Source organism: Microbulbifer regidiadema (SeqCode), assembly GCF_052467605.1.
In genome coordinates, this window is sequence record NZ_CP174316.1 from 2,960,688 (window position 1) to 2,987,344 (window position 26,657).

A 26,657-nucleotide genomic window follows, 5' to 3' on the forward strand; every position below is an offset into this window, starting at 1 on the left:
ATGTACTATCGATCTTTTACCTGCACCCTATCCCTGGCGCTCGCCCTTTCAGCGGGCAGCCTCTGTGCACAGGAAGCAGAAACTGCTGCCGATCTAGACAGCAGCGAGCAGCGCGCCCCACAAAAATACCAGCGGGCTCAAGACCTGGCCTATGGAAGCACCCTCTATGATTATTTTCAGGGAAATTATTTTTCTGCCCTGAGTACCCTACTGGTTGCCCAGCAGCGGGATTCGATTCAGGTTCACCGGGACAATGCCGCGTTGATAGAGGGCGGGATCAGCCTCGGATTCGGCTTACACAGGCGCGCGGCCAAACTATTTGAGCAACAGGGCAGCTCCAACGCAGCGCCCAAATATCGCAGCACCGCCTGGTTAAAATTGGCCGAATTAAATTACCTGAACGGTGATTTTGTCAGCGCGGCGGCACACCTGCACAAGTCCGGGGTTGCGGATGCATCCTCGCTACCGCTCAATCTGGCCCTGCGCAGCAGCGATCTCAGCGCAGCACAACAGTTACTGCAGAGCAGTGGCTTATTTCCAGCGGAGCAATTACTGGGGCATATTAACCTGGCTGCGGCCTTCGCCAGGTCCGCTCAATTGCCCAGCGCTATCAACGAGTATCAGGCGGCGATTAATTTCGCAGAAACCTTAGATACCCCGTCGACAGAAATCCCCATACTCGTCGATAAAGCCCATATTGGCCTGGGTTATGCGCGGGCCCTTGCCGAGCAGCACAGTGCAGCCAGGCAAGCATTTTCCCGAGTTCGCCTCAACACCCCCTGGGCCACGCGTGCGCTTTTGGGCATGGCCTGGTCCTCCATCAACGCTGAGGACTACCAGGCGGGCATAGACGCACTACAATTTTTACTGGATAAGCACCGCTACAGCCCCGCCGCCCGCGAAGCGATGGTAGCGCTCCCCTACAGCTACGAAAAACTGCAAAACCGCCCCGTTGCCCTCAGCGCCTATCGGAATGCTGAAACTTATTACCTGCAAACACTCACAGAATTACAGCAGTTACAGCAGGCCCTGGCATCGGAGCCGCTGGCCTATGATCCCGTGCAGCGCGAAGCGTGGCGCTACGGTTGGTTACAACTGGCCCAGGCCTCCCCACTACTGCGCGACAACCAGCACTTTCTACGCCCCATTTTGCAAAGTGACCGCTTCCAACTGCGGCTGAGCGAGTTGCGCGATCTACAGCAACTGTCCCTGGTCCTACAGGACTGGCGGGACAAATTGCCCCAGTTCACCGCTCTTATCGAAGAGCGCCACCTGCGCCGCAGCGCCATTATCGATCACTACAACAGCGCCCAGTTTGACCAGCAATTGCAGCTAGCAACGCAGCAGTACGACGATTTAAGGGCGGCACTGGAGAAAATTGAACGGGAGCGCGATGCGCTGACCCTGTTGGCAACCACAGCCAGCCCCGGGGATCAGGGTGAACTCCTGGAGTTACTGCAAATTCTCACCAGCGCACAAGTGCGTCTAAACAAACTCCAGGACAGCGGCAAAGTCCGCCCACAACAGCGGCAAACCCTGGCCAAAGCTCGGGGAATTTTGCTCTGGCAAGCCAGCGAGCAGTACCACGACAAGCTGTGGCAACAGCGCAAATCCCTCCAGCAGCTCGAAGATCAATTGCGCAGTGGCCGGCAACAGCGTGACAAGACCGAGACAGAGGCGCAGCGGGGGCCACAACTGCGCCAGTTGGCCTATCGCGTGGTTAGCGCCGGCGAGCGAATACCCGCACAGCAGGCCGCCATTGATCGCGCCAGTGAATGGATTGAAGCCGACTTGCGCCGGGAAGTTATCGCCCAACTGGGTAGGGAGCAGCAGCAAATTCAAAATTATATGGCCCACACCCGCCTGGCTATCGCGCGCCTACAAGATGCTGCGCTACAGGCGACCCCCAGCGCCGGTGGTGACAGAGAGAATAGCGGGGGCGAAGGTTATGAATAACGTCTCACAGCGGACCGGTATATTTATCCTGCGCTCCCTGGCAATCGGTATTTGCTGTGTGCTGGCGGCCTGTGGCCAGCAACCAGTACAAACCCTGGCCGATCTGCCCCGGGCCACCGCCCCCAGCTCACCTGACGAAGTCTCCCCAACCCCGCCCGCGCAAACCGCTGCCGCGCTGGAGAACCTGCTGCAAAGTTACCGCACAGCCCTGGAGAGCCATACCAACCCCGCAGTTCAGCAACAAATCCACCTGCGCCTGGCAGATTTGGAAATGGAGCGGCTGGAACAACAGCAGTCTGATAACCCGGATAGCATTATCGACTACTCCAGCGCGGTCGATTACTACCAGAGCCTGTCCGCACAGCGCCCGCAAGATGACTACATTCTCTACCGCTTAGCCCGCGCCCGGGCACTGGATGGAGAAATGCCCGCAGCGCTACAGGCACTGGAGAAGATTGCCGGTAGTACACCGGATTCACCATTTATCGGTGAAGTTTTATTCCGCCGTGGCGAAGCGGCCTTTAATCGCAAAGACTACCGCAGTGCCGCCCGCGATTTTCGCGCACTGCTCGAGCACGAGCAGAGCCCATATAGTGACAACGCCCGCTATATGCTGGCCTGGTCAGAATTTAAATCGAGTAACTACCGCGAGTCCGCACAGATTTTTCTTCAGTCCCTGGATATTTTGCACGGTGACGCACAGGGCGAAGAGCTTCCTGTGGGGCGGCAGCGTCTGCGCGAAGACAGCCTGCGCGGACTCGCATTAAACTTCAGCTACCTCGGAGGTGCCGAAGCCATTGAAACCTTTAATCTCAATGGAGAGCCCCGCCCCTATCAGCACCAGCTGTATCGCGCCCTCGGCACCTGGTACCGGGAAAAAGAGCTATTCCGCAACAGTGCCGATACTTTTTTACATTTTGTAAATCACTACTCACAAACCCAGCAGGCCTCACAACTACACCTGCTCGCCGTTGACACCCTGCAAGCCGGCAGGCTGTACAAAGACGTTCTGCCGACGAAACGGGACTTTGTGCGGCGCTATGGTGTGAACAGTGATTACTGGCAATCCGCAGGGGAAACCCAGCAGCGGGAATTAGCCAAAACACTACAACCCTGGCTGTACGAACTAGCCCAGTTTGACCACGCCCGCGCACAGGAATTAGCCCAGCAGGTCACCAAGCTGCACACAAATAAATTGAGAGAGCGCCGTCTTATCAGCGCTCAATCACTGGATGCCTACCGCAGTGCGGCCAGTTTGTACCGGGAATACGCCCAGACTTTTCCACAGGACCCGCGCACACCATCGATGGTATTCCTGATGGCAGAGTGCCTTGAGCAGGCCGCAGACTATCCCGCTGCCTGGCGCGCATACAGCCAGGTCGCCTGGGAATACCAGGACCCCAAGTATGCTGCCGAAGCCGGCTACGGAGCCATTCTCAGTGCAGCAAAAGTGCACCAGCAGATATCCGAACAACAGGCCGAACAGAAAATCCTGTGGCTCGACCGCAATATCGAAGCGAGCCTGAAGTTCGCCCAGCGCTGGCCCCAAGACCCGAGAGCACTGCCAGTGCAGCTCGCCGCTGCGGATAAGCTGTTACAACAATCACGCTTCGCCGAGGCTATCGCCGCCGCTGAACACGCCGATCAATGGCAACCGCCAGCCAATCGACAGCAGCAATTAAGTATTGCCATGATACTGGCGCACAGCCATTTTTCCCTGAAGCAATACCCCCAGGCTGAAGCCGCCTACACCCGCGCACTCGGCTACCAGCCCGATGAGACACTGCGCAAAGATGCCCTGCATCAATTGCAGCTATCCATCTACCGGCAGGCAGAAACCCTCCTCGCCCAACGCGAAAGTGAGGATGCCGCACCCAGTGAGGACGCCCTCGGCCACCTGCTGCGTATTCGCGATAGCGGCCGTACAGAAATCGCAGCCACCGCCCAATACGATGCGATTAATTTTCTGATGCAGCTGGGACAATGGCAACGCGCCAGTGCAGAGTTGGCAGATTTTCGCCAGTTTTACCCCGCCCACACCCTGGCCCCAACACTGGCGAGCAAGGCGATTGTTATCTTCGAGGCACTGGAAATGCCGGCGGCAGCCGCCGCCGAGTTGCTGCAATTAGCCGCGACAGATCCAGACCGGGAAGTTCGCCGTCAATCCCTGTTTATGGCGGCAGAAAACCTGCAAAAAGCCGCTGAATACCACAGGGCGATTGAAAGCTACCGCAACTACAGCAAATTGTGGCCAGAGCCCCCCGAGCAGCGCCTGGAAGCGCAATTTCAGCTTGTGGAAATCTATGCGCAGACCAAGCAGCCCAGCAAACGCAACTACTGGCTGCAACAACTCGCACAGAACGCCCTGCAATCACCGCGCGGACGCTATCTGGCCGCCTACTCACAAAGTGAACTGGCAGAGCAGAGCTATGCGAAATTTGCCGAGCTGGCACTGCGCCTGCCGTTAAAAACCAGTCTCGCCAATAAAAAGCGGGCCATGCAAACCACCGTCGCTGACTACCGCAAAGTCCTGGAGCTTGGTATTGCAGAATTCACCCCGCAGGCCAACTACCGCCTCGCAGAAGTGTATCGGCAGCTCAGCCGCGACCTGATGGACTCACAGCGCCCTAAAAACCTGAACGAACTGGAATTGGAGCAATACGAAATTCTACTGGAAGAGCAGGCCTATCCTTTTGAAGAAAAATCCATAGAACTTCACGAGGCTAATATCCAGCGCACCGTAGACGGGATTTACGACGACTGGGTTAAACGCAGTTTCCACTCCCTGGGAGAACTGCTGCCAGCACGCTACAAAAAAGAAGAAAAAACCCTGGAGTGGAGTGATGCACTGCACTGAATTGAGCGCCCCCAAAGTCTTCTCTGCCGCGCGGCCCCTAATCGCTGCGCTGCTGGCTTTTACCCTCTGCGCCTGTAGCGCTGTGCAAAAGACAGTAGCACCAAGCGATGGGCAAGCGCTGCAACAACACTCAGAAAATCCCTATTTGCGCGATAGCCAAAGCGTACCGCAACAGGCCCGCGTGGCAATGGATTTGGCCCACCAATATTTTCAGGCAAACGATTTGGCCGCATCTGAAGCACAGCTGTTACCCATTACTGAAAAATGGCCGGAACTTTCCGGCGCCTGGCTAAATCTCGCCATCGTGCAACAGTCGGCGGAGAAATACACAGAGGCCGAGCAGAGCTTTCGTCAGGCCATTGCCGCAAACGATAACAATGTATTTGCCTGGAACCAGCTCGCCGCGCTGATGCGCGCCCGAGGGCGCTTTGATGAGGCACAGCAATACTACAGCGCCGCTATAGATCGCTGGCCACACTATGCCGATGCTCACCGCAATCTGGGAATCCTCTACGACCTCTACCTGCAACAACCAGAGCGCGCCCTACAGCACTATCTCGCCGCGCAAGCAGCCGGCAATGAGCAGGATAAGTTGCTCAGCGCATGGATACTTGAGCTGGAGCGGAGACTTTAACCATGAAACTGTATCTCGGATGTTTATCGGCACTATTTCTCTGCCTACAAAGCGCAACCGCTGAAGAAATCACCACGCTGGAATCCACCGTTATCGGCAACCAGGAACAACCCAAAGTTTTATATATTATTCCCTGGAAACAGGCCGACAGCTTGCAAAGGCTCGACAGTGTTCTGCCGCAAACCTTCACCTCTGTTTTTGAACATCAGGAATACTCTGAATTTCGCCGCGAAATAAAGCTGCTACAGAGCGAGCCCCAAAAAACTCAATAAGCGAAAGTAAAAAATAAAAACAATTTCCAAAAATCTATTTTGTGGCGCAGGGACGCGGCGCCGCTGCATTGACACAGCGAACAAATGGAAATGCCGCACTGCGCTTTAGCGCCCTGTGGTGCTTTTAATATGGCGAAAAAAGGCCGAACCTCTCATCCTTTACGCCCCAAATTTATATTTTTATCTGTGGAGAATTAAATCATGGAATTCACTCAAGCAATGCTGCGCTTCTTCCAAAATGGCGGCCCTTTTATGTATCCAATTGCGGTTGTCCTAGTAATCGGGTTGGCGATGGTGGTAGAGCGCTGGGTATTTTTAACTCGCGCCAAGAGCGCCAATAAAAAGGCCTATCAACAAGTATTGCCCATGCTGCAAAAACGCAATTACCAAAATGTGTTGCAACTGGCCCGCAATAACGATGCCGCGATGGGGCGTATTGCCGCAGCCGGGGTCAATACCCTGCAATTCGCCAAGCGTGAGGAAAATATTGCCCTGGCCATTGAAGAGGGGATTCTCGAAGCCGTGCCCCGCCTGGAAAAGCGCACCAGCTATCTGGCCACCCTCGCCAATATTGCCACCCTGCTGGGGCTGCTCGGTACTATTATGGGTCTGATCGCCGCATTTACCGCCGTGGCCAGCGCCGACCCCTCCGAGAAAGCGACCATGCTCTCCACCAGTATTTCCGTAGCGATGAATACCACCGCCTTTGGCCTGATCTCCGCCATTCCCCTGTTGCTGTTCAACTCAATGCTGCAAAACAAAACCAATGAAATTGTCGACAGCTTGCAAATGGCCGGCGTTAAATTTCTCAATCTGCTGACCATGGGACGCCCACAGAAAGCGGAACCACGCACCGCTAACGGCTAGGGGATAGCGCCATGCTGAACATCAATATTCGCCGGCGGGGACACGAGGAAGCAGAACTCGATATCACCTCATTTATGAGTTTGATGACTATTTTGGTTCCAGTGTTACTGCTCAATATGGTGTTTTCCCATATTTCTGTGCTCAAGCTGAATTTGCCGGGTCTCAGTGCTGGCAGTTCCAGCAGTGTGGAGGAAAATCGCCAGCTGGAACTCGTTTTGCGCAAGCAGTATATCGATATTAATTACCCCGCAGGACAGCGGGTTAAGCGTATTCCACATGTGGAAAACTCGGCGGATTTCGCCACGGTATCTGTCGTTTTACAGCAAATAAAACGCCAGTTGCGGGAAAAATCGATCACCAAAGATGATCTGGTCATCCTGTCGGAAAAGGAAACACCCTACAAAACGCTAGTGGCCGCCATGGATACCGCGCGCAGCTATCGGGCAGTAGTGGCCGCATCCGTTGTCGATGCCGAACTGTTTCCGCAGATATCCCTCGGCGATGCGCCGGAGCTAGCAAAATAGCGGGGCCAAACCATGAAGATAAATGCAGCCGCAAAACTACAACAACGCAGGCTAAGGCAGAAAAAACAGCAGTCAAAACTGAACCTGGTATCACTGATGGATATTTTCACCATCTTGGTATTTTTCCTGTTGGTAAACTCAACCAGTGATGTACAGGTTCTACAGACGGATAAAACGATCAAGCTGCCCAAGTCCACCTCACAACAAAAGCCCGAGGTGACGACGGTGGTGCGGGTTAACAACCAACAGCTATTTGTCGGGGATCGCTTTATCATCGATATCGCTGATATCGACCCCAGTGCAGAAAACATTCAGCCATTGGTAACCGAGCTTAAGTACCGCGCTGAGCGCGCTGGGGAGCTGAGTGAGGCCGAGAAAACCTTGGGCCGCGCTGTGACCATTATGGGGGATGAGCAGGTCCCCTATGAGCTGCTAAAGCAGATCATGCACGCCTGCGCCGCTGCGGACTTCCGCGATATGTCTTTTGCTGTAGAGCAAACTGCAGCGGAAGACCCCTCGGTGGTGGAGTCCTGATATGAGCACAGCAACCCTAAGTTACGCCCCCTGGCAGCTACAGGAAACTGTGTTGCCCTGGTCCGCCTCGCGAGAGGAGGATCAGCGCTTTATCAAGCTATTGCGCGCAGGCCTTATCGCCCTGGCCATCAGTGGCATTGCCGTTGCACTGGCGCCAGTCCCCGAACTCACCCGGGAGCAGGCCGAAAGGATACCGCCACAGCTGGCCAAAGTGATTCTGGAAAAGAAGGAATTACCTAAAGCCAAGCCCAAGCCAAAACCCACAGTGCAGAAGAAGCCAGAGGAGAAGAAAAAGCCCGAAGAGCAGCCCAAGCAAAAAGCGGAGACGCCCGACAAACCCAAACCGGTAGAAAAGCCGCGCAAGGTTGAAAATCCTCCGGTTGCCAAAGTGCAGCAGGCCCGGGAGAAAGCCGCCAATAGCGGCTTGAATGCACTCGCCGATGACTTACTGGATATGCGTGAGAGTTTTAGCACTGCAGAAGTCAGTCGGGGTCAGCTCAGTGCGGGCAATGCAACTGCTACTAAAATCGAACGCAGTATGATTGCGGATAAGTCGAAAGCCGCCAGTGGCGGCGTTGCCGCCGGCAAGGTGAGCCGTGATACCGGAGGTGTATCACTAGCCGGCCGTGAAAGCACCCGGGTACAGAGTACCCAGGCGACGGGATCGGCCAAAGAAACCGTCGCCAAGGCCAGGGGGCAAAAATCCATACGCACCGATGACTCTATTCGCAGTGTTATGGAGGCCAATAAAGCGGCCATTATTGCCATCTACAATCGCGCACTGCGCAGGGACCCAACTCTCCAGGGAAGGCTCACGGTGCAGTTGGTGATCGCCCCGAATGGTGCTATCGCCTCAATCAAACTGGTAGAGAGCGAACTCAATAATCCGGCATTAGAGCGCAAGTTATTGGCGAGGATTCGCATGATTAACTTTGGTTCTGCTAACGTTGAAAGCACTACCAAAAACTATTCAATCGATTTCCTACCCTCTTAATTTTTAAATAGAGCGCTTAGCAGCATGGCGACACAGGGAGGTGGCGCCATTTATAGAAGGCCAGGTTACAGCTCAGTGCTAGAGCAATCCCTGAGTATATTTCTATGAATTCCAGCCCCTTACATAACTGCTCTGTAAAAAAGACTTAGAGATTCCCTTATCCCCCCACTACACGTTTAATTTTCAATAGCCATAAAGACTGTACAAGGGTACCCAAACATACCCAAGGTCCTCGTCGCTAAAGCATAAAAATCTGAAATGGCATGAAATTCATCCATAGTAGGTTTTTCAGTACTTACATAGAGACTTAAATAGAGGCTAGAATGGCTTTTATCAATTTTATATTGTTTTTTTACAGAAATAACAAAAAAATTATTATTTATTACAAAGACTTAGACAAATCTAATCAATTGGGAGCCGTGGGAAAAGTTATTCTTTCTAAATTTGGTACAAAAAGGCCAGTTACAGGATGACTTATTGAAACTCCATGTTTTACACACTCTTACACTAGATTGATTTCAAAGCAGCAACCAGGATAATAAAGATAAGAATGATTGCTATATAAATATAGTTTATTATGGTGCTAAATTTGAGTAGAGGGCTAAGTAACAGAGAGAAAGTGGAGGGCTCGACAACGTATTACAAGTGACGGTTAGTAACCGGATAATACGTCGGCTAAAATTTTCACCCTTCTTACCTCGCAACTAGATTATTAATTTTTTTACATTCGTGTATACCCTAATCTATTAGAAGCACAGTTACAAATTCATATATAGGGAGATTACAGGTGTCAAAAACAACTACCAATTTAGGCCAGAGTCTAGGGAAGAGTATCGGCCAGATTTGTCCTTTTAGCCTTGGCAAAATTAATACTCAAAATCATTGTGCGCACTACGTTTCCCATATGATGAGTTATGAGTTTCCTGGCCCCACATGTAAAAATTTCACTTGGGCAGATAAACAAAAGTCTGTAATAGGTGCGACCATCCGTGTTGATAATATCTTTAAGCAGTGCACAAAAAGCGATCTTTTATCCGCTAAACCTGCTGCAGTTACTGAGTGCTTGATCTTTGTTACGCTGGCTTCAAATGTTACTAGAAAAGCTACCAAATATGTAATGGCTAACCACCCCAAAAAACATATTGGCATACTTAATCAAGGCAAGGTGTGGAATTACAGCAACACAAAAAATCAAGTGGTATCTGACCTTCAAGATTATTTTATTAAAAATTTAAACGTGCATATTTCACAAAAGGCACTACTGTCGAATTCTATTATGGCAATCTAATATGAAATTTATTATATGGGCCACCCTAACCCTTCTGGGTTGCACAAACACTCAATAAACCGACCGGCGAACAAGTTATCTCGTCACTATTTGAAGCGGCCGACCGCGACCTTTCAAAAGAGCCATTATGTGACATGATATCAGTTTCAGACCCAAAGAACCCATATACTCTAAAGAATCATCTATCGGTTATTTTTTCCACATCTTATGAAAGCAGAAATACAACAAACATTCAAACCAGCTGCAATCCATCAAAATATGAACAACCCAATGGCAAGCTAATAGACATATGGGATTGCAAGTTAAGAATAAATGAAAATTCTGCCACCGGTGAATTTGTTTCTTCATCAACTGTAGCATTTGGACTAAACAAAACAAATCTAAAGTTTGTACCCCAGTCACTAAGATGCTTCTAACAGAGCTCCACACCGGACAAACAAAACGCTATATTTAACAACAAACCGCAAGAGCTAATTTGTCTCTAAAAGGTTATTTAAATTAACTAACCACATTAAAAATGGGTGGTGTATGTCTTCAAAAAAATGTACTGGATGTGAAAAAACATTCATAGCTGGCTTGCCAAAAATCGCTAGTTATAAGGGAGACTTTCCCTCTCCTTTACAAGCAATGTGGTATGTACCAGAAAGGCATGAAATATTCAAACTTGAAATTAGTGATAAAGAAATTCGCCGATGGATTAAAAATGCTGCTATGTACCACGGTATCCCACATGTGTTACTTGCCATTATTTTACAACAGGAAAATGGACCAAATGGAACTACTTTCCAAAAGATTGGTCAGTTTGCTGAACGTAGTATTACAACATTTGGTGCGATAGTTGATAAGCATTTATTCGGGATCTTCCCTAATGCCATTGCTAAAGGATCATCAGGTTTTACCAATATGTCTCGAGCAGCCTTGATTGATGCAGCTGAGTATACAGAAAATCAATATGGTAGAAACCCTTTATCAAATGAAGCTAGATATAGAGCTTTCGGCTGGGACCAAGACACCCGAGTATCTGGCGATGATTTTAGAGCAGACTTGTATTACTGTGCGGCACATCTTAGACAACTTATTGATCGTGTTACCGGATCTCCCTGTCATAACGGACCAATAACTATGTCTCAACTAAGACTGGTAATAAAAGGGTACAATGGTAGTGGTGCAATGGCTGAAAAATATGCCGACGATGCCATGAATACTTTGAATAGGGCTATTGCGGGAACAGCTATATTATACTTTTATGAAGAATAAACGAGCTCTATCACTAACAGGTCTTCTGGTATTGGCGCTAATTTATGTTTTTTTTATAACGCCAGCGGGGGCTAATTGTTGGTACTTACTAACTGGTAATGGTTTCATTATCCCAAAAGAATCATCAGTTTTTACCTTTCACGTAACTAAAATGAACAATGGCTCTGGAGAATGGTGGCTATATGGCTATGATAAAAATTTTTACTATCACTATACGGGTGAAAATGACAATCCATATATAAAAACAGATAGATCCATTAGCTGTGCTGGTTTTAATCCCAATGACGTTGATACCTGGTGTAATTAAACCACACTCACTTTTCCAGCAGTCATAATAATTAATAGCTATTTTTTAAGGCGGTGTGAAAGTGCATAAATAATAGGGGTAGAATATAAAAAAGGGGGGCTGATGCGTCACGATACCATTTACTCCCTCCCCTATAAAGAAGACCTAAAACGAGTTAATCAAACCCTCTAACCCAAACTCACTGCACAGGGCCTTGAAGGTAGAAGAGCAATATAGGGAAGATGTCAGCATAAGTTTTGATTTAAATAGGAATCGGCCAGATATATCACCCTAATCAAATACTAATGTTTCTATCTCACCAATCTCGTCATTCAGATATTTTTTAACACAAAGTTCTTCTTTTTCTTTTCCAAAAGATAATCAGTTGAAGGCAAAGCTAAGCTAAGCTAAGCTAAGCTAGCTCCCTTCCATAGGGATATATCAGGTATTTCTACACCTTTTGCAGAAAAGGGCACAAAAATATCTACTACCTTGCCCCAGTGAGGCAAAGTGGTTCGTTCGTCATTCCATGAGAAAGTATAAGCGGTAGTAAGTCATCGTTCCCGAGCTGTTCACATAGCACTAATGGATCAAGTTGCAACACCATAAATCTTTCTGGAATTTTCTTCAGCTGATAAACCTTGGGGGACATTCTTTTAACCCTTGAAACCTTCTTCAAGAAGGATAAATTCTACGGTATACAGGCGCTTTTGGTATAATTCAATGTACTTCAGCTAATTTATTTTTTGGGTAATAAAACCCCATTTTTAGAATAATTTGCTCCGATAGCGCGCATAGACAACTTTAATCGTGAAACTACCATCTTCTTTTAATGCTACCAGCCATCCTCTGAAATTAGATATATCATGTCTTTTGTTGGATGATTAGTTCCATCATATCAACACTTCGGACAGTTTTGAGGGGAAAATTGGGGGCGTGGTGCTGAAATCCATGGGCGGAGACTGAGAGAATAAGGTTTACGAAGTCTAATTAACGCAGTAACCGCCCATGGAAGACACAATTAAAACAGTTTTTGCCAAAATGTCCAGTGTTGGTAAGCCCCAGCAGAAATTTATGATGGCTCTATTGTCGGTACTGATGGTCTTTCGAGGCAAGGCGACCTATCTGAATCTGGCCAGATTCAGTACCTCAAGTGAGAAACGTTATCGACGCTGGTCACATAGATGCTTTGACTTCACCCAGTTTAACACCACATTATTTGCCAGCGAACTCCAAGAAAATCGTGAATGTGTCGCCGCTACTGATGCCAGTTTCATCAGTAAATCCGGCAAAAAGACTGATGGCCTAGGGTGGTTTTATAACGGCAGCGTTGGAGAATCACAACGCGGCCTTGAGATCTCTACGATCAGAGTCACCGACTTGAAGACAAATACTGCCTATGCCATAGATTCCCAACAAACGATCGATGAAGAAGGAAAATCGAGGGTTGAACAATATGTGAGCCATGCTCTCAAAGTTCTACCGAAGTTGCTTAATCTTGGGATTAAATACCTTGCAGCAGACGCATTTTATAGCAAAAAGACATTTGTTAGCCCAATTCTTCAGGAAGGAATGCATATCGTTGGAAAGTTACGGATTGATGCTAATTTGCAGTGGCTATACGAGGGGCAATACAACGGTCAGGGGCGCCCTAAACGGTTTGACGGAAAAGTTGACCTTGAAGATTTATGCCGTTTTGATTTTTCTGGAATTTTTGATGCCAAAGTTAAAGTCTACACGAAGGTGGTGCACGCCAAATTTTTAAAACGCGCCATACGCGTGGTGCTGCTCAAGCCTATTGATGACGATAAAAAAGGAAGTGCGCTACTGTATTCTACAGATACGAATTTAGATGCAGTTAAATTAGTCTCGTACTACAAATCAAGATTTCAAATAGAGTTCTTATTCAGGGATGCGAAGCAATACACCGGATTAACTCACTGCCAATCTGCACGAAAGGAAACCATAAACCTTCATGTTAATGCGTCGCTGACAGCGCTGAATTTGCTGAAATTTGAAGGTCGCAGAGAGACGCAGACAGATGCACCTACAGTTATCTCAATCGCCAGCTGGAAGCGCCGCAAGTTCAACCAGCATCTGATGAATAGGTTTTTAGCAGCTTAGGTCTGGACCGAAGCTGTGAAAAAGTCAGCTATATTTATGATCGCTACAGCGATTACGGGGCAATTGCGGCATAAAAGTGTCCGAAGTGTTGTCAGTTAGTACTTGGTGAAAATGTATCACAAGTTAACCGGGTTAAATGCTATATCGATGTATATAATGAATACGGATAGATTTCGCACAGTCGTAATCTATCCGGGTTTCCTGAAAATATGAGATATTAATCACCTCCAGTTTATCAGTCTTGGCTAGGCTCCTAAAAATTTAGCAAAACTTCTATCTTAGCGAGTTGGAAAATATATTGATCTCTTAGGTTTCTGCAAGGTAAGCTACCGCCGTTTTGCCATTCACATTCAAGCCCTATATAAGCATTCGAGTTATACCTAGTGAGTACTTGCAAAACACTTATTTGTTAATGATCTTGGCGAATCGGTCAGAAAGTGAGAGCGAGTAAACCAACCCTTCGTTGCCCGCTAAAGGTGGGGATAAACTTAGTCACTAGAGAAAAGGATTCTCAACATTAAAATTGAAAAAGAACAACTATATAAAGCTAAGCATGAACGCCAACCAATCTCGCTAGATCTTTATTTCGAGGCTTCTTTCACTCTAGCTTTTCGCAGAAAATTTAGGCACTATAATTTATGAAAAGACTACTTACCATTCTCACAGCTACCTTAATCCTTCTTTTGTTAATAACACAAATAGATGATGATTTAAGCAAAGAATCTATAGATCTAATTGAGCGTACTCACGGCAAAAATACAAGTGAATCATATCTTTATTTACACGGTATATTTGCCAGTGAAGAAGAAGATCCGATAAGTGTTGGCAGTCAACTTTTATCTGAATATCGAAAATTGGATACTGATGACACCTATGAAATTATTGAGTATCCAGACTCAAAGAAAATCGCATCACCAACAGGAAAGGATTTTTGTCAGGTATGGGAAGATGATTGCCTGAAACACCTATTTTCATCCCAGCTTAATATCGAAAATCTATTGAGTGAACACCACGTATTGGTTTCCCGGGTAGATAGATTTTTTGAATTTAATGAATACACAACACTGTCGAAGCCAACCATTCACGAGTTGTTTCCCCCCTATCAATACATTGCTGCCGCCAATAGAATAAAAACACTTGAAGCAATCGCTGCTTATAGAGGTGGGGATGCTCAAAAGGCCTTAGATTCTCTGTCACTCCAGTTTTCAAAATTAAGAAGATCAATGAAATTGCAGGATAATCTTATAGGAAAACTAGTATTCCTTATGAAGCTATCAGAAATTGTCGATGTGATGAGTATCATTTTATCCAATTGTGACACTAAAGCAAGATTGATTCCCAGCTTAAGTCAAACGGAAAAGAGCTTTTACATGATCGCAGCTAGAGAATTTGGGATGTCATACTACATCTTCAAAAACTTGGATAAAAATCCAGAATTTTTTTCACTGGATGGCAAGTTTCCCGGCTGGCTTACGCGTATTGTATACAAACCAAATATGACAATAAATTCCATTACCCCTATATACTCAGATTTAGAGCGATTGACACAGCTATCCCCTGCTGACTTTGCAAAGCAAATCGAATTTGCTAATAATACTCCTCTTTCTACGTCTAAACTAAGAAATTATATCGGCAGTGCCTTAGTGTCTATTTCCCCAGAATATACTGAGTATGCCGGCAAGTTCCATGATTTCGAAGCTAAATTAGCGCTGTATAATCAGCTTCACCACTTAAAACTTGAAATTGGTAATATGACAAACCCCTATTACGAAAATGAGGCCCCCAAAAACTCTAACGGCAGCTTGTGTTTCAGTGGGCCATTAGAAGATAAAAGGTCTTTACGGTGTTTGAAGGTAAAACTATAACAAGCTATCAATTAACACACTTTCAAGTACACAGCGATAACACGAGCGTTAAAAAAGCTATGATCAACTTTATACAAAGTATTACTGAATCTGAGCTGAAATTTATTGCGCAAGCAGATTATGGATCAGATGCAGACATCTATTACAAGGATCTTCGAAACGTAATTTCTGAACAACAATGTATCTTAACGCTAGAGCAGCACTATTACCCCGGTGAGGTTATCTCTCTTTGTTCTCATTATCTCACGCCCAAACATGAGCGCGAATTTTCGATTTGTATTTGCTTAGTACTACTGAACCGTGGTGTCTTTAGCCTCAATGAGGCCAATTTGCAGGTATGGTTTAATGAAAATAAAAGCTTGTATCGGAGTCTTGATCCAAAACATGAAAAAATAATTTTTGATGCATTTTCGTGGGCAGGTTTTGTTACCGACTGACAGGCTTTATACCAGCCAGCACTCTGCATACATCAACGATCGCACTTAATATTATATCCATATAAGAACATGAAGAAACTTTATTTAAACAGAATATATGTAGGAAATTTGGAATACGGTGCTGCTGATCAGCCGTTCCTAAAGGGCAGATTTATTGCAAATAAAAACTGACCAGACTTCAAGGATGTCTTCTTTAAAATAGACAAGATTCATGAGCTTTATGGAACTGACTATCAAAAGTGGAATAAGCAGAGAGAGGCTTACTGGTTAACACTAGATAAACTGTTGATAGAGATAGAAGACAAATTTGGATATAAAGAAATATATAACTTCACTCAATTTTTTATTGGTAGAGATAACACGTTTAGCCACCGACGCACCGGAAAATATTCCAGTCCCTTCTAGTGCAGAAGAATAATTAGACTTCTCAACAAGCAGAAAAACCAAGCTTCGACGGCAGTATGAATACTATTAAAAAACAAAAGATCGTGATAGGTTGTTCTGTCTAGAACCAAAAAAGCAAAATTCAAGCAAAAACAGACAAAATTGCTGCGGCATACGCCACGGACAGGTTCAAAAACCCAAAAAGTATACAAAAAGAGCTGGGGAGCCGCATCACCTGCGCAAATCTACTGGTTAAACTCGCCACGCTAAGTTTCACTCGTCGCCGCTAACGGCACTAGAAGTTTGAGCACTTAAAATCATGAATAAAATACATCTCAAAGTGAAGAGCGCAATTTTGAACGCCTTGCTGGCAGTCATTGCTGTACTATCAATATTTTCGTTTACAGTATTAAAATACGCCGACAAGACCAGTCCAAAATTATTAACGATTGTGTTTATCTCAACCTTAATTTTTGGATGGATTTTCTCAGATTGGTATAAAATCATCCCCGGAAAAAAATCTAAATATAAGCCCTACCTGGCCACTACTGTAATTAGCTTTCCAGCCGCTCTAATGTCAGGAATAATTTATATGGGGATAACTTATATAATAAGATCAAATACAAATTTAAACTTGATACCCATCTCTGAAGCTGCCTTTATAAGCATAATGGGCGGCCTTATAGCAGCAGTATTTGCCCTGCCCATTTCACTGCTTTTGGGTGCGGTCCTAGGTTGGTATTTAGTGAACAGCCAGAAGCCCTAGCACGGCTGCCCCAAATTACCAGTAAGCTTGCCGGGCAGGTTCTCGCTGCTATTCACTAGCGCAAAGAGCCCCGCCGCCAAATTGGTACTAAGACTGTATTTAAAAATCGCCCGCCTGAATCAACAGGGGCTATAACCCGGTTCTCCCATTGCGATGTGCTCATAAGAGCGCCAATTGTCAGGAAACGTATTTATCCCACCAGTTATCGGCCACTAACTGGTGCTGGGCTACTTAAGTAAAAGCGCGGTTTCCCCGGCAATAAGATAACAGCGGGGCACAAAACACCCGGGCTTATTGCGCTATCTCCACCCCTGCCCCTCTCCGCTTGTTTCATTCAGCAGTTGAATATCCACCAGCTGCCAGCGCAGGCCGTTGCGCTGCATTAGCAGGCGCAGCTCAGGGCGGCCGCGCTCGCCGTAATCCACGCTCAAATGATTGAGATCGGTAAAACGCCATCCCATACGCTGCCAGGTAGCTTCTGTCTCTTCCTGTGCGGATGGGTAACTGCCGGAGCGATTCGCGGTTCCACTACTCTGCCGATAGATTTCCCGCTCAAAAGCCTCCAGATCCTCGCCGCCACGAAGCAGATCGGCAATGCCCTCAGGGGTAATAAATTGCTGCAAAAGTGGCTCCATAAGGAAATTGGCGCCAGCGCTGAGCAATTCATCAAACTCCTGCGGAATCGTATTGCTTAAAGAGCTCCGCAGTTGCTGCTGTAGGCGAACCTTTAAATTGTCACGCAAAACAGGAAAATCGACATAGCGCTCTAAGGTATCGATACTCTCAGTTCTAACCTGCGGCTGTTCGGATTTAGCCATTTCCGCCGCACGCTGCAATTGCCCGATGGAATAAAACGGCAAAGCGACATATCCGCTCCCCAGCAGCACTGCAATTAAGCCGCCCACCCACAGTATTTTTTTCATCAATTCGATTCCTTAATCACTATCTGGGGATTTTATGCTGAGAAACAGCGATCACCTAATTTGCCAATGTATTGGCGTGGCATTGTTCACCACCCCCAGCTGTGAGATATTTCCCTCCAAGGTTTTGCACCGCACAAGCAATCTAAATATCAATAAGGACAGTTAACAGGATGAGTGATATTTATACAGCCCCCAAAGCCGATTTGGCCGATAGCTCGGTGACTGGGGACTCAGGCTCTATCGAAAAAGGTATTGCCGGGGATTATTCATTTTCTATTGGGGAAACTCTCAGCGAGGCCTGGCAGCGCACTAGCGGCAATAAAGGCACCGTCTGGGTGGGAGCACTGCTCTATTTCGTTGCCATTATTGCAATTACTATCGTCGCCACCTTAGTTACCGGCGGTACGGCAGCATTCAGCTCCGGTAGCTCCTCGGGGCCAGTTGCCGAGATTCTCTCTCAGCTGATCGTGACCTTTGCCGGCGCTCCCCTGGCGGTGGGTATGACGATGATTGGTATCAAAATCGCCCGCGACGAACAGACCTCCGGCACCGAGGTGTTTGCACACTTCGACAAGATAGTTCCGCTCGGCTTTGCCACTATCTTGATGTATCTACTTATTGCGGTCGGCTTGATATTGCTGATCATTCCGGGCATTTACCTGATGATCGCTTATCTGCTGGCAATGCCCCTGATTGCCGATCGCAATCTGAGCCCCTGGGAAGCTCTGGAAACCTCCCGTAAAGCCATCACTAAGAACTGGTTTGCTTTCCTTGGTTTCGTAATTGTCATAACGCTGATTTTTATAGCCGGCGGTATCGCCCTGCTTATCGGCCTGATCTGGGCAGTGCCACTGGTTAGCATTGCTTTTGGTGTTGCCTATCGAAAAGTGTTTGGCATCCCCAACCACTAATAAGTTCTTCCACCAGACAGGAGCGGTGGCTTGCTGGATACCACCTATAGCGTCGAAACACCCGAGGGTATCGATTTGCGCGCGCGGGCTGCTGGGCCCGTGCCGCGTATCCTCGCCTATGCCGTAGATGTGTTTTATCGATCGTTGATATTAACGGCTATCGGTTTTGCCCTGCTATTTGCCGGCTTTGCCGGCATCGGCATTTGGCTCGTGTGCGCCTTTCTGCTCGAGTGGTTCTACCCGGTATTTTTTGAAGTGCTGCGCGGTGGACAAACGCCGGGCAAGAAAGCTTTTGGCCTGATGGTGGTGAACGATAACCTCACGCCGATATCCTGGGGCGCCTCCTTTGTGCGCAATCTGCTGCGCTTTGCCGACTTTATGCCGTTTGCCTACGCCACCGGCATGATCTGCATGACCCTTGGGCGCCATTTCCAGCGCCTCGGCGACCTGGCCGCCGGTACCCTGGTGGTCTATCGCGAAGAGGAAAAGGCTCCGCTTGCCCTACCGGATACAACCCCACTCCCTCCCCCACAGAACTTGCGCCAACAGGACCAGCAGGCACTGGTCAGCCTGTTGGAGCGCCACGAGGATTTAAGTGAAGCGCGCCAGCGAGAGCTCGCCAACCTACTCGAATCCATTACCCACAAGCGCGATAGCGACGCCCTGAACTACTTGCGCTCCGTGGGCAGCTGGTTGCTCGGCGGCAGGGGATAGGCTGAGGTATCCATGAAGCAGAGAGACTTTGAAAATCGCTACCGCGATAGCTGGGCCCAATTGGAAGCCTGGCTCAAGGCGGACAGCAACAAGGCCGAAACAGCGGCCTTGGACCTGCCGGTCGCCTATCGCAATCTTTGCCAGCAGCTGGCGATGGCAAAAGAACGGCAGTACACCAGCCGCCTGGTCGATCACCTCAACCAGCTGGTTATGGCGGCGCACCACCGCGTCTACCGACAGGAAACCCTACGCCGCAACGGCTGGCTGCACTATGTACTGGTGGGTTTTCCCCGGGCCGTACGCGCCAACAGTCGCGCGGTCCTGCTGGCCGCCGCCCTGTTTTTACTGCCGGGTTTAATTCTCGGTATTGGCACCTACAATAACGACGCCCTGGTGTATGCGGTGATGTCGCCAGAGCAGGTGATGGGCTTTGAGTCCATGTATGACCCAGATAACCGAGTGCTGGGGCGCGAGCGCGGTGCGGACACTGACCTGGCCATGTTCGGTTTTTATATCAGAAACAATATCGGCATCGCCTTTCGCACCTTTGCCGGCGGCGTGCTGTTTGGCTTGGGCTCAATTTTCTTTCTGGTGTTTAACGGCATCCATATCGGCGCCGCCTTCGGGCATATCACCCGGGTGGGCTTTACCTCTACGTTCTATCCCTTTGTGATCGGCCACGGCGCCTTCGAATTGACCGCGATTGTGCTGGCCGGAGCTGCGGGCCTGATACTGGGGCGCTCACTGGTGAACCCCGGCCAACACCGGCGCACGGTAGCGCTGCGCCTGGCCGCTGCCGAGGCGATGAAAATTATGTACGGCACCTTCCTGATGCTGGTGATCGCCGCCTTCCTCGAGGCCTTCTGGTCCTCCAGTGCCACTATGCCCATTGCGATCAAGCTCGGCGTCGGCGCCCTGTTGTGGGTGCTGGTATTTGCCTATTTTATCCTGGCCGGACGCAGGGAGGACGCTGCCCATGCAAATTGAGCACTTGGCCGTACGCGCCCGCTTGCGCTCCCCCTGGGAGTCGCTTGACCTCGGTATTGTCCTGGCGCGAAAGCACTGGTGGCAACTGTTTATCGTGTGGCTGCTACCCGCAGCGCCACTGTTGGCCCTGTGCTATTGGCTGTTTCCTGATTCGCCGGAGCTCTCCCTCCTCTTTGTCTGGTGGCTGAAACCAGTTTTTGACCGGCTGCCGCTGTTTATGATCAGCCAGACACTATTTGGCTCGCCGGTATCTGTCGGCACGGCGCTGAGGCACTTCTTTAGCCAGAATCGTCGCGACTGGTTTATGTGGCTCACCTTTCGCCGCCTGAGTCCCACCCGCGCTTTCGATATGCCTGTCACGGTACTGGAGCACTCCAGCGGCAAGGCCCGCACCTCGCGCATCAACGTTTTACACCGCAAGCACGCCAGTGCCGCCACCTGGCTGACACTCACGTTATTCCATATTGAAACTTTTTTGCTAGCGGCCCTATTCGCGCTCATCTTCCTGTTTATTCCCGAGCAATACGCCGAAGGGGTCGATTGGATACCCCTGCTGCAGGAGGACGTTTTGTGGGCGAGATGGCTGTATATCGCCCTCTATCTGCTGGCGATGGCGGCTGTTGCCCCCTTCTATATCGTCAGCGGCTTTTGCCTGTATATCGGCCGCCGAATCGAACTGGAAGGCTGGGATATCGAAATCCAATTCCGGGACCTGCTACAGCGCCAACAGCAACCCCGCCGCCGGACATCGGGTGCCGCCACCCTGCTCCTGCTGTGCGGCCTCGCACTTGGCAGCGCGCTGCCATCTCCCCCCGCCAGTGCGGCAGCGGTGGAGACACCGCAGCAAGCCCAGCAGCATATTGATGCAATCCTCGCCGACGAGGATTTCCATCAGACGATGGAAATTAGCGGTTGGCGCAAAAAGCAGGACACAGAAACAGCGGAAGAGAAGTTTCCCGATTGGCTTATTGATTTTGTCGAATGGCTCTCCGGTCTCTTCGACGATGAGCCCGATTCCGACAGTGAATTCACATGGGGCCCGACAATCGCAATCGTTTTGGAGCTACTCCTGTGGACGGGGCTGGCCTTCGGCCTGGGCTATCTGCTCTGGCGACACCGCGAAAAAATTCTGCACAGCTTGCAGTGGCAGGCCAAGCTGAAGACAAAGCCGCCAACCCCCGAAACCCTGTTCGGTCTGGATGTGCGCCAGTCGAGTCTGCCCGCCGATGTCTGTGCAGAGGTTATGCGCCTCTGGGCTGAGGGCGACAAGCGGGCCAGCCTGGGACTTCTGTATCGCGCCACCCTATCCCACCTGATTGAAGACTTCGAATTCCGTTTCGGCAGCCACCTCACCGAGAGCGAGTGCGCCCAGCTGGTACAGGCAAGACAGCTGAAGCCCAGGGAAGCACTGCGCCCGGTGAGCCCCGCACTGAGCCAGTTTGTGCAAGAGCTCACCGCCAACTGGCAACAGCTCGCCTATGCCCATCGCCCCCCGCAAGAGGCCCAGGTGAGTACCCTTTGCCGCCAGTGGCAGGAGGCATTTAGCCATGACCGCTAAGAGAGTTCTGATTGCAGCCCTGGCCCTGAGCGGCGCCGCACTGGTATGGCTGTTCCTCACCTTCTACGAGCGCTATACCAAAGAGATCGATACGGGCTGGGGCGCGGAGGCCAAGCGCAACCCCTATCTGGCCGCGCAACGCTACCTCGCCGATATCCAGCTGACACCGCGCCAGGCGGATAATATTGCCGTTTTGCGGGGGCTCTCCCCCAATGCCACCCTGTTTATCAGCAGCTCCAGCCAGGTGTATAACCCCACCAAGGCCCAGGAACTTCTCCAGTGGGTAGAGCGGGGTGGCCACGCCATCGTCGTGGCCTATACCGGTAACTTCGATAGCGGCGCCGGGCGCAGTGAAAACCGCGACTGGCTGCTTGAAGCCATGGGCGTCTCTCTCGAAGAGGGGCACAGTGACTTCGAATGGCAACAGACACTCGAACAACTCTTCGGAGAAGATGCCACACTCGATCCGACTCAGAGCCCCGCAGATGCGATGCGGGAGCACAATCGCAAAATTGACGAGGGCGACACCGAGGAGAAACCTGAGGAGAAAGAGAAGCCCCGCAATCCCGATGTGCCGGAGGAAAACCTGGTAACCCTGCCGGTTGAGGGGGGCAGTGAAATACAGCTGTACCTCAATGCCAGCCATCTGCTCTACCACCCGTCGTTTAATGACGAGACGGTCGACGGTGGACCGGTATCCTGGGCCCGGGTATGGCATGACGATATCGGCGTACCATTTATGCAGTTCAAGCGCGGCAGTGGTGTCATCACCCTGATGACTGACAGCACCCTGTGGCAGTCCCACCGTATCGGCCATTTTGATCACGCCTATTTCCTTCAGCTGCTGGCCAGTGACGGGGAGTTTGTCTTCCTCACCCGCCCGCGCTTTGAGTCCCTAACCAAAGTGGCGCGCGAATACGCCGTCGAGTTTTTTATCGCCGGCGCCCTGGCCTTGCTGGCCTGGCTGTTGCTGCGCGGGCGCCGCTTTGGCCCCTTACAGCCGGAGCCGGAGGTGTCGCGCCGCTCGCTACTCGAACATATCTCCGCCTGCGGCCACTACTACTGGCTGGACGATCGCTGCGAAGCCCTGCTGCGCGGCCAGCGGGAAGAACTCTTGCGGCGCCTTGGCGCCACCCATACCGACGCCAGCCAAAAGCGCAAACTGTGCAACAAGCTCTGTGCATCCACTGGCATGGATGAAGCGCGAGTGCTGGCCACCCTGTGGGGCAAGCCCCCCACTAGCGAAGAAACCTTTACTGAACACATGCGTAACCTGCAGCGAATTGAGGCAGTCCTATGAGCGAGACCACCCTGCAACCGGAACCACAAACCATGAGCCCATCACCTGACTGGCGGGCGGCATCGGCCAAATTGCAGCTGCTGCGCAACAATATCAACCAGCTGTTGATTGGCCAGGAGCGGGTAGTCGATCAGGTGCTGGTGGCGCTGCTGGCTTCCGGCCACGTACTGCTGGAAGGCGTACCGGGGCTCGGTAAAACCCTGCTGGTGCGCACCCTGGCCAACTGCTTTGGCGGCCACTTTCGCCGCATCCAGTTTACCCCGGACCTGATGCCCGCCGACGTCACCGGCCACGCCATGTACAACATGGGGGAGAGCCGCTTCGAGGTGCGACGCGGGCCGGTGTTTACCAACCTGCTGCTGGCGGACGAGATCAACCGCGCCCCCGCCAAAACCCAGGCCGCCCTGCTGGAAGTGATGCAGGAGAAGCAGGTCACCATCGACGGCCAGGCGCTGAAAGTACCCAGCCCATTTATGGTACTCGCCACCCAAAACCCCATTGAGCAGGAGGGCACCTACCCGCTGCCCGAGGCGGAGCTGGACCGCTTCCTGCTAAAAATCCTGATCGATTACCCCAGCCTCGAGGCGGAACTGAAGTTGGCCGCCGCCGCCAGCAGTGGCCACATTGAGCGCAGCTTGCAGGAAAAGCTGGCGGGGGAAATTACGGTCGAGGAGCTGCAACAGCTGCAAGCCCTGGTGCCCCAGGTGGACCTGGACGAACAGGTATTGAACTACGCCGTGCGCCTGGTGCGCGCCACCCGCCAGTCCCCGCAGCTGCGCAGCCCCGCCGGTCCCCGTGCCAGTATCGGCCTGCTGCAAGCCGCCCGCGCCTATGCCCTGTTGCAGGGGCGCGAATTCGTGCTGCCGGACGATATCAAGGCCATGGCAATCCCGGTGATGCGCCACCGTATCGGCCTGTCCCCGGATATGGAGATTGACGGTGAAACTGCCGATACCGCTCTGGCGATGATTATCGACAGCGTTGAGGCGCCGCGACTGTGACACAAAGCGCAGCTGCCACAGAGCAGCAGGCAGCGCCCGCACAGCGCGGCCGCAGCGGTCCCAGTCCGCGCCTGGTCAAGCTGCTCGGCTACTGGTGCCTGGCGGCCCTGGCAATTACCGCAGCGCGAATCTGGGTTCCACAAGCCGGTCCCTTGATCGGCAGCCTCTGGTGGGGAGCGAGTGCCCTGCTGATCGGCGCCGCTCTGCTGGACTTTCTCACCGGCTACCGGGTCAGTGGTTTGCAGGGGCTGCGGCGCCTGCCGGGCAACCTGGCCCTGGGCGTGCGCAACAGCGCGCGGCTGCAACTGCGCAATACGGGCCCGCGCGCCCTGTTACTCCAGGTTTCCGACTCGATTCCACAACAACTGGGATCGACTGGGCTGCCGCGTACCGCACAGCTCAACCCCGATCAGGAAATCACCATCGAGTACGATCTGGTGCCCCACCGCCGTGGCAGCGCCACTTTCGGACGCATTGAGGTGCTGGCCAGCTCCCCCTGGGGGCTCTGGCAGACCAGGGTGTGGCTGGGACAGGCACAGAGCGTCAAGGTCTACCCCAATTTTCTCGGCATCTCATCGCTGCAATCCCTCTCCACCGAACAGAGCCTGCGCCTGATGGGGCTGCACCAGCAGCAGCGTCGCGGTGAGGGCATGGACTTTCGCCAGCTGCGGGAATACCGCCAGGGCGACAGCCAGAGGCAGGTGGATTGGCGCGCGAGTTCGCGCCTGCGCAAACTGATCAGTCGCGAATATCAGGACGAGCGCGACCAGGAAATCATTTATATGCTGGATTGCGGCCGCCGCATGCGCGCTAAAGACGGCGAGCTGAGCCACTTTGACCACGCACTCAATGGCCTGCTGCTCTCCGCCTATGTCGCCATTAAACAGGGCGACGCCGTCGGCCTGCAGGCATTCGCCGCCGCACAGGAGAGCAGCGGTGGACAACTGCCGCCGGTGAAAGGGGAAAACGCGATCAACCTGCTGTTGAACAACGTCTACAACCTCCACTCCGGCACCGGCAGCGCGGACTACACCGGCGCCGCACAGCAGCTGATGGCCCAGCACAAGCGCCGCGCCCTGGTAATCCTGATCACCAACCTGCGCGATGAAGACAGTGACGAGCTGCTCGCCGCAGTCAAACTGCTGTCGCGCAATCACCTGGTGATGATTGCCAGCCTGCGGGAGACCGCAGTGGACAAACTGCTACAGCAGCCGATCCAGAGCTTTGACAGTGCGATCAACGGTGCCGCAGCGCGAGACTTCCTGCGCCGCCGGGCGCTGCTGCTCCAGCATTTACAGGCGCACAATGTCACAGTGGTGGACTCGCGACCGGAGCTTTTACACCAGTCTCTGGTAGAGGCCTATTGGCGCCTCAAGCGCAGCGGTAGAATCTGACCCCGGTGAGCTTACTGAGTGGGGACTCTTCCAATCCCCACTTTTTACCCCCTCCTCCAAGCTCTCCCTCCCCGCGATAAACCCCGCTGTCGGGAACTCTCCCCGATCCCGGGAATCTCTTGTTTAGCGCCTTCAACCCCGGGGCCATCGCTCTCCGGAAAAATTAGATTAATTTTTCGAATGCGCGCAAAAAGATAGATTAAATTTTAACAAAGCTGATAGAGCTCAATTAACCCCGCATTAGTTCGCAAAAGTTAACTTGTGGTAGTGGCACTTTGGTTTCTCACCCGTTAACCTCTTGTGACTCATCGCCGGGTATGAAAAATGGGCCCGGACAAAATACAGATTTCCCTATTTATGAGCGGTAAGCGCACCATCCAAAGCTGTTCCCGCCTGTCCCAGTGGCAGGCGCTATTGCTGTTGCTGGTATTTCTCAGCGCGCGCGGTTTGGTGCCCGCAGGTTTTATGCCTGCGGATTTTTCCTCGGCAACCCCCTACGGGCTCTGTCATGGCGACAGCCGCAGCGCGCTATTGCTCAATGCCCTCAGTGCGGATTCTCACGCTGATCAACACAGCGGCCACTCCGAAAATCACAATCACAACACTCTAACCGCACACTCATTTGCCGATAATCACTGTAATTTCTCCGCCGCAGCCAGTCTTGCCAGCGCACCGGCTGCGGAACTGGAAATAACCCTAGCCGGGGTTCTTCAACCCTCCGCCGGGCCAACGTTTTCCCCCTCTCTCTCCAGTGCTTACAGCCGCCCGCTAATTCGCGCTCCTCCGGTTTAATCCTTTTTTATCGCAACACCACCGCTCCACAG

The 26,657-nt window shown here is 51.1% G+C and carries 24 protein-coding genes; 23 read left to right on the forward strand and 1 reads right to left on the reverse strand.

All coding sequences use genetic code 11. The annotated features are described in order from the left end of the window. From ACJJIF_RS13585 to ACJJIF_RS13655, 15 genes are all read left to right on the forward strand, one after another. Positions 1-1,956 carry a hypothetical protein gene (locus ACJJIF_RS13585; RefSeq protein ID WP_444928883.1) on the forward strand — a complete coding sequence of 652 codons (1,956 nt, stop codon included), beginning with the start codon at positions 1-3 and terminating at the stop codon, positions 1,954-1,956. Continuing rightward, the gene (locus ACJJIF_RS13590; RefSeq protein ID WP_444928884.1) at positions 1,949-4,813 is read left to right on the forward strand and encodes a tetratricopeptide repeat protein; all 2,865 of its coding nucleotides are present in this window, start codon (positions 1,949-1,951) and stop codon (positions 4,811-4,813) included. The genes ACJJIF_RS13585 and ACJJIF_RS13590 overlap by 8 nt, the downstream gene beginning before the upstream one ends. Then, entirely contained in the window at positions 4,800-5,447 is a 648-nt protein-coding gene (locus tag ACJJIF_RS13595; RefSeq protein ID WP_444928885.1) for a tetratricopeptide repeat protein, read from the forward strand. Before ACJJIF_RS13590 ends, ACJJIF_RS13595 begins: the two co-directional genes overlap by 14 nt. 2 nt (positions 5,448-5,449) lie before the next feature. Then, positions 5,450-5,719, forward strand: a complete 270-nt coding sequence (locus tag ACJJIF_RS13600) for a hypothetical protein (RefSeq protein WP_444928886.1) — start codon at positions 5,450-5,452, stop codon at positions 5,717-5,719. A 201-nt stretch (positions 5,720-5,920) separates the two neighbouring features. Continuing rightward, positions 5,921-6,586 (forward strand): MotA/TolQ/ExbB proton channel family protein, encoded by a 666-nt coding sequence (locus ACJJIF_RS13605; protein ID WP_444928887.1) that lies wholly within the window; start codon positions 5,921-5,923, stop codon positions 6,584-6,586. Positions 6,587-6,597: 11 nt separating this feature from the next. After that, positions 6,598-7,110 carry an ExbD/TolR family protein gene (locus tag ACJJIF_RS13610; protein ID WP_444928888.1) on the forward strand — a complete coding sequence of 171 codons (513 nt, stop codon included), beginning with the start codon at positions 6,598-6,600 and terminating at the stop codon, positions 7,108-7,110. 12 nt (positions 7,111-7,122) lie between these two features. Continuing rightward, positions 7,123-7,644 carry an ExbD/TolR family protein gene (locus ACJJIF_RS13615; RefSeq protein WP_444928889.1) on the forward strand — a complete coding sequence of 174 codons (522 nt, stop codon included), beginning with the start codon at positions 7,123-7,125 and terminating at the stop codon, positions 7,642-7,644. Position 7,645: 1 nt separating this feature from the next. Continuing rightward, on the forward strand, positions 7,646-8,638 hold the full coding sequence (locus tag ACJJIF_RS13620; protein WP_444928890.1) for an AgmX/PglI C-terminal domain-containing protein: 993 nt from the start codon (positions 7,646-7,648) through the stop codon (positions 8,636-8,638). A 787-nt stretch (positions 8,639-9,425) separates the two neighbouring features. Beyond that, entirely contained in the window at positions 9,426-9,926 is a 501-nt protein-coding gene (locus tag ACJJIF_RS13625; RefSeq protein WP_444928891.1) for a hypothetical protein, read from the forward strand. A 528-nt stretch (positions 9,927-10,454) separates the two neighbouring features. Next, positions 10,455-11,183, forward strand: a complete 729-nt coding sequence (locus ACJJIF_RS13630; protein WP_444928892.1) for a hypothetical protein — start codon at positions 10,455-10,457, stop codon at positions 11,181-11,183. Continuing rightward, entirely contained in the window at positions 11,173-11,490 is a 318-nt protein-coding gene (locus ACJJIF_RS13635; RefSeq protein WP_444928893.1) for a hypothetical protein, read from the forward strand. Before ACJJIF_RS13630 ends, ACJJIF_RS13635 begins: the two co-directional genes overlap by 11 nt. Before the next feature lie 987 nt (positions 11,491-12,477). Then, positions 12,478-13,593 (forward strand): transposase, encoded by a 1,116-nt coding sequence (locus ACJJIF_RS13640; RefSeq protein ID WP_444928894.1) that lies wholly within the window; start codon positions 12,478-12,480, stop codon positions 13,591-13,593. Between the two features lie 638 nt (positions 13,594-14,231). Beyond that, on the forward strand, positions 14,232-15,458 hold the full coding sequence (locus ACJJIF_RS13645) for a hypothetical protein (protein ID WP_444928895.1): 1,227 nt from the start codon (positions 14,232-14,234) through the stop codon (positions 15,456-15,458). Next, entirely contained in the window at positions 15,437-15,895 is a 459-nt protein-coding gene (locus ACJJIF_RS13650; RefSeq protein WP_444928896.1) for a hypothetical protein, read from the forward strand. The genes ACJJIF_RS13645 and ACJJIF_RS13650 overlap by 22 nt, the downstream gene beginning before the upstream one ends. A gap of 703 nt (positions 15,896-16,598) precedes the next feature. Next, on the forward strand, positions 16,599-17,045 hold the full coding sequence (locus ACJJIF_RS13655; protein ID WP_444928897.1) for a glutaredoxin: 447 nt from the start codon (positions 16,599-16,601) through the stop codon (positions 17,043-17,045). 299 nt (positions 17,046-17,344) lie between these two features. On the opposite strand, the gene ACJJIF_RS13660 is transcribed toward ACJJIF_RS13655, so the two are convergent. After that, complete coding sequence (locus tag ACJJIF_RS13660; protein WP_444928898.1) at positions 17,345-17,968, reverse strand: DUF2939 domain-containing protein; 624 nt, start codon at positions 17,966-17,968, stop codon at positions 17,345-17,347. 170 nt (positions 17,969-18,138) lie between these two features. Between ACJJIF_RS13660 and ACJJIF_RS13665 the strand changes: the two genes are divergently transcribed. From ACJJIF_RS13665 to ACJJIF_RS13700, 8 genes are all read left to right on the forward strand, one after another. After that, positions 18,139-18,879 (forward strand): DUF2189 domain-containing protein, encoded by a 741-nt coding sequence (locus tag ACJJIF_RS13665; RefSeq protein ID WP_444928899.1) that lies wholly within the window; start codon positions 18,139-18,141, stop codon positions 18,877-18,879. A gap of 30 nt (positions 18,880-18,909) precedes the next feature. Next, on the forward strand, positions 18,910-19,593 hold the full coding sequence (locus ACJJIF_RS13670; protein ID WP_444928900.1) for an RDD family protein: 684 nt from the start codon (positions 18,910-18,912) through the stop codon (positions 19,591-19,593). Between the two features lie 12 nt (positions 19,594-19,605). Beyond that, positions 19,606-20,580 carry a stage II sporulation protein M gene (locus ACJJIF_RS13675; RefSeq protein ID WP_444928901.1) on the forward strand — a complete coding sequence of 325 codons (975 nt, stop codon included), beginning with the start codon at positions 19,606-19,608 and terminating at the stop codon, positions 20,578-20,580. Further along, positions 20,570-22,138, forward strand: a complete 1,569-nt coding sequence (locus ACJJIF_RS13680; RefSeq protein ID WP_444928902.1) for a DUF4129 domain-containing protein — start codon at positions 20,570-20,572, stop codon at positions 22,136-22,138. The genes ACJJIF_RS13675 and ACJJIF_RS13680 overlap by 11 nt, the downstream gene beginning before the upstream one ends. Next, entirely contained in the window at positions 22,128-23,438 is a 1,311-nt protein-coding gene (locus ACJJIF_RS13685) for a DUF4350 domain-containing protein (protein ID WP_444928903.1), read from the forward strand. The genes ACJJIF_RS13680 and ACJJIF_RS13685 overlap by 11 nt, the downstream gene beginning before the upstream one ends. Then, entirely contained in the window at positions 23,435-24,439 is a 1,005-nt protein-coding gene (locus ACJJIF_RS13690) for an AAA family ATPase (protein WP_444928904.1), read from the forward strand. Before ACJJIF_RS13685 ends, ACJJIF_RS13690 begins: the two co-directional genes overlap by 4 nt. Further along, the gene (locus ACJJIF_RS13695; RefSeq protein WP_444928905.1) at positions 24,436-25,833 is read left to right on the forward strand and encodes a DUF58 domain-containing protein; all 1,398 of its coding nucleotides are present in this window, start codon (positions 24,436-24,438) and stop codon (positions 25,831-25,833) included. Before ACJJIF_RS13690 ends, ACJJIF_RS13695 begins: the two co-directional genes overlap by 4 nt. Positions 25,834-26,157: 324 nt before the next feature. After that, complete coding sequence (locus ACJJIF_RS13700; RefSeq protein WP_444928906.1) at positions 26,158-26,625, forward strand: hypothetical protein; 468 nt, start codon at positions 26,158-26,160, stop codon at positions 26,623-26,625. The last annotated feature ends 32 nt before the right edge of the window (positions 26,626-26,657 follow it).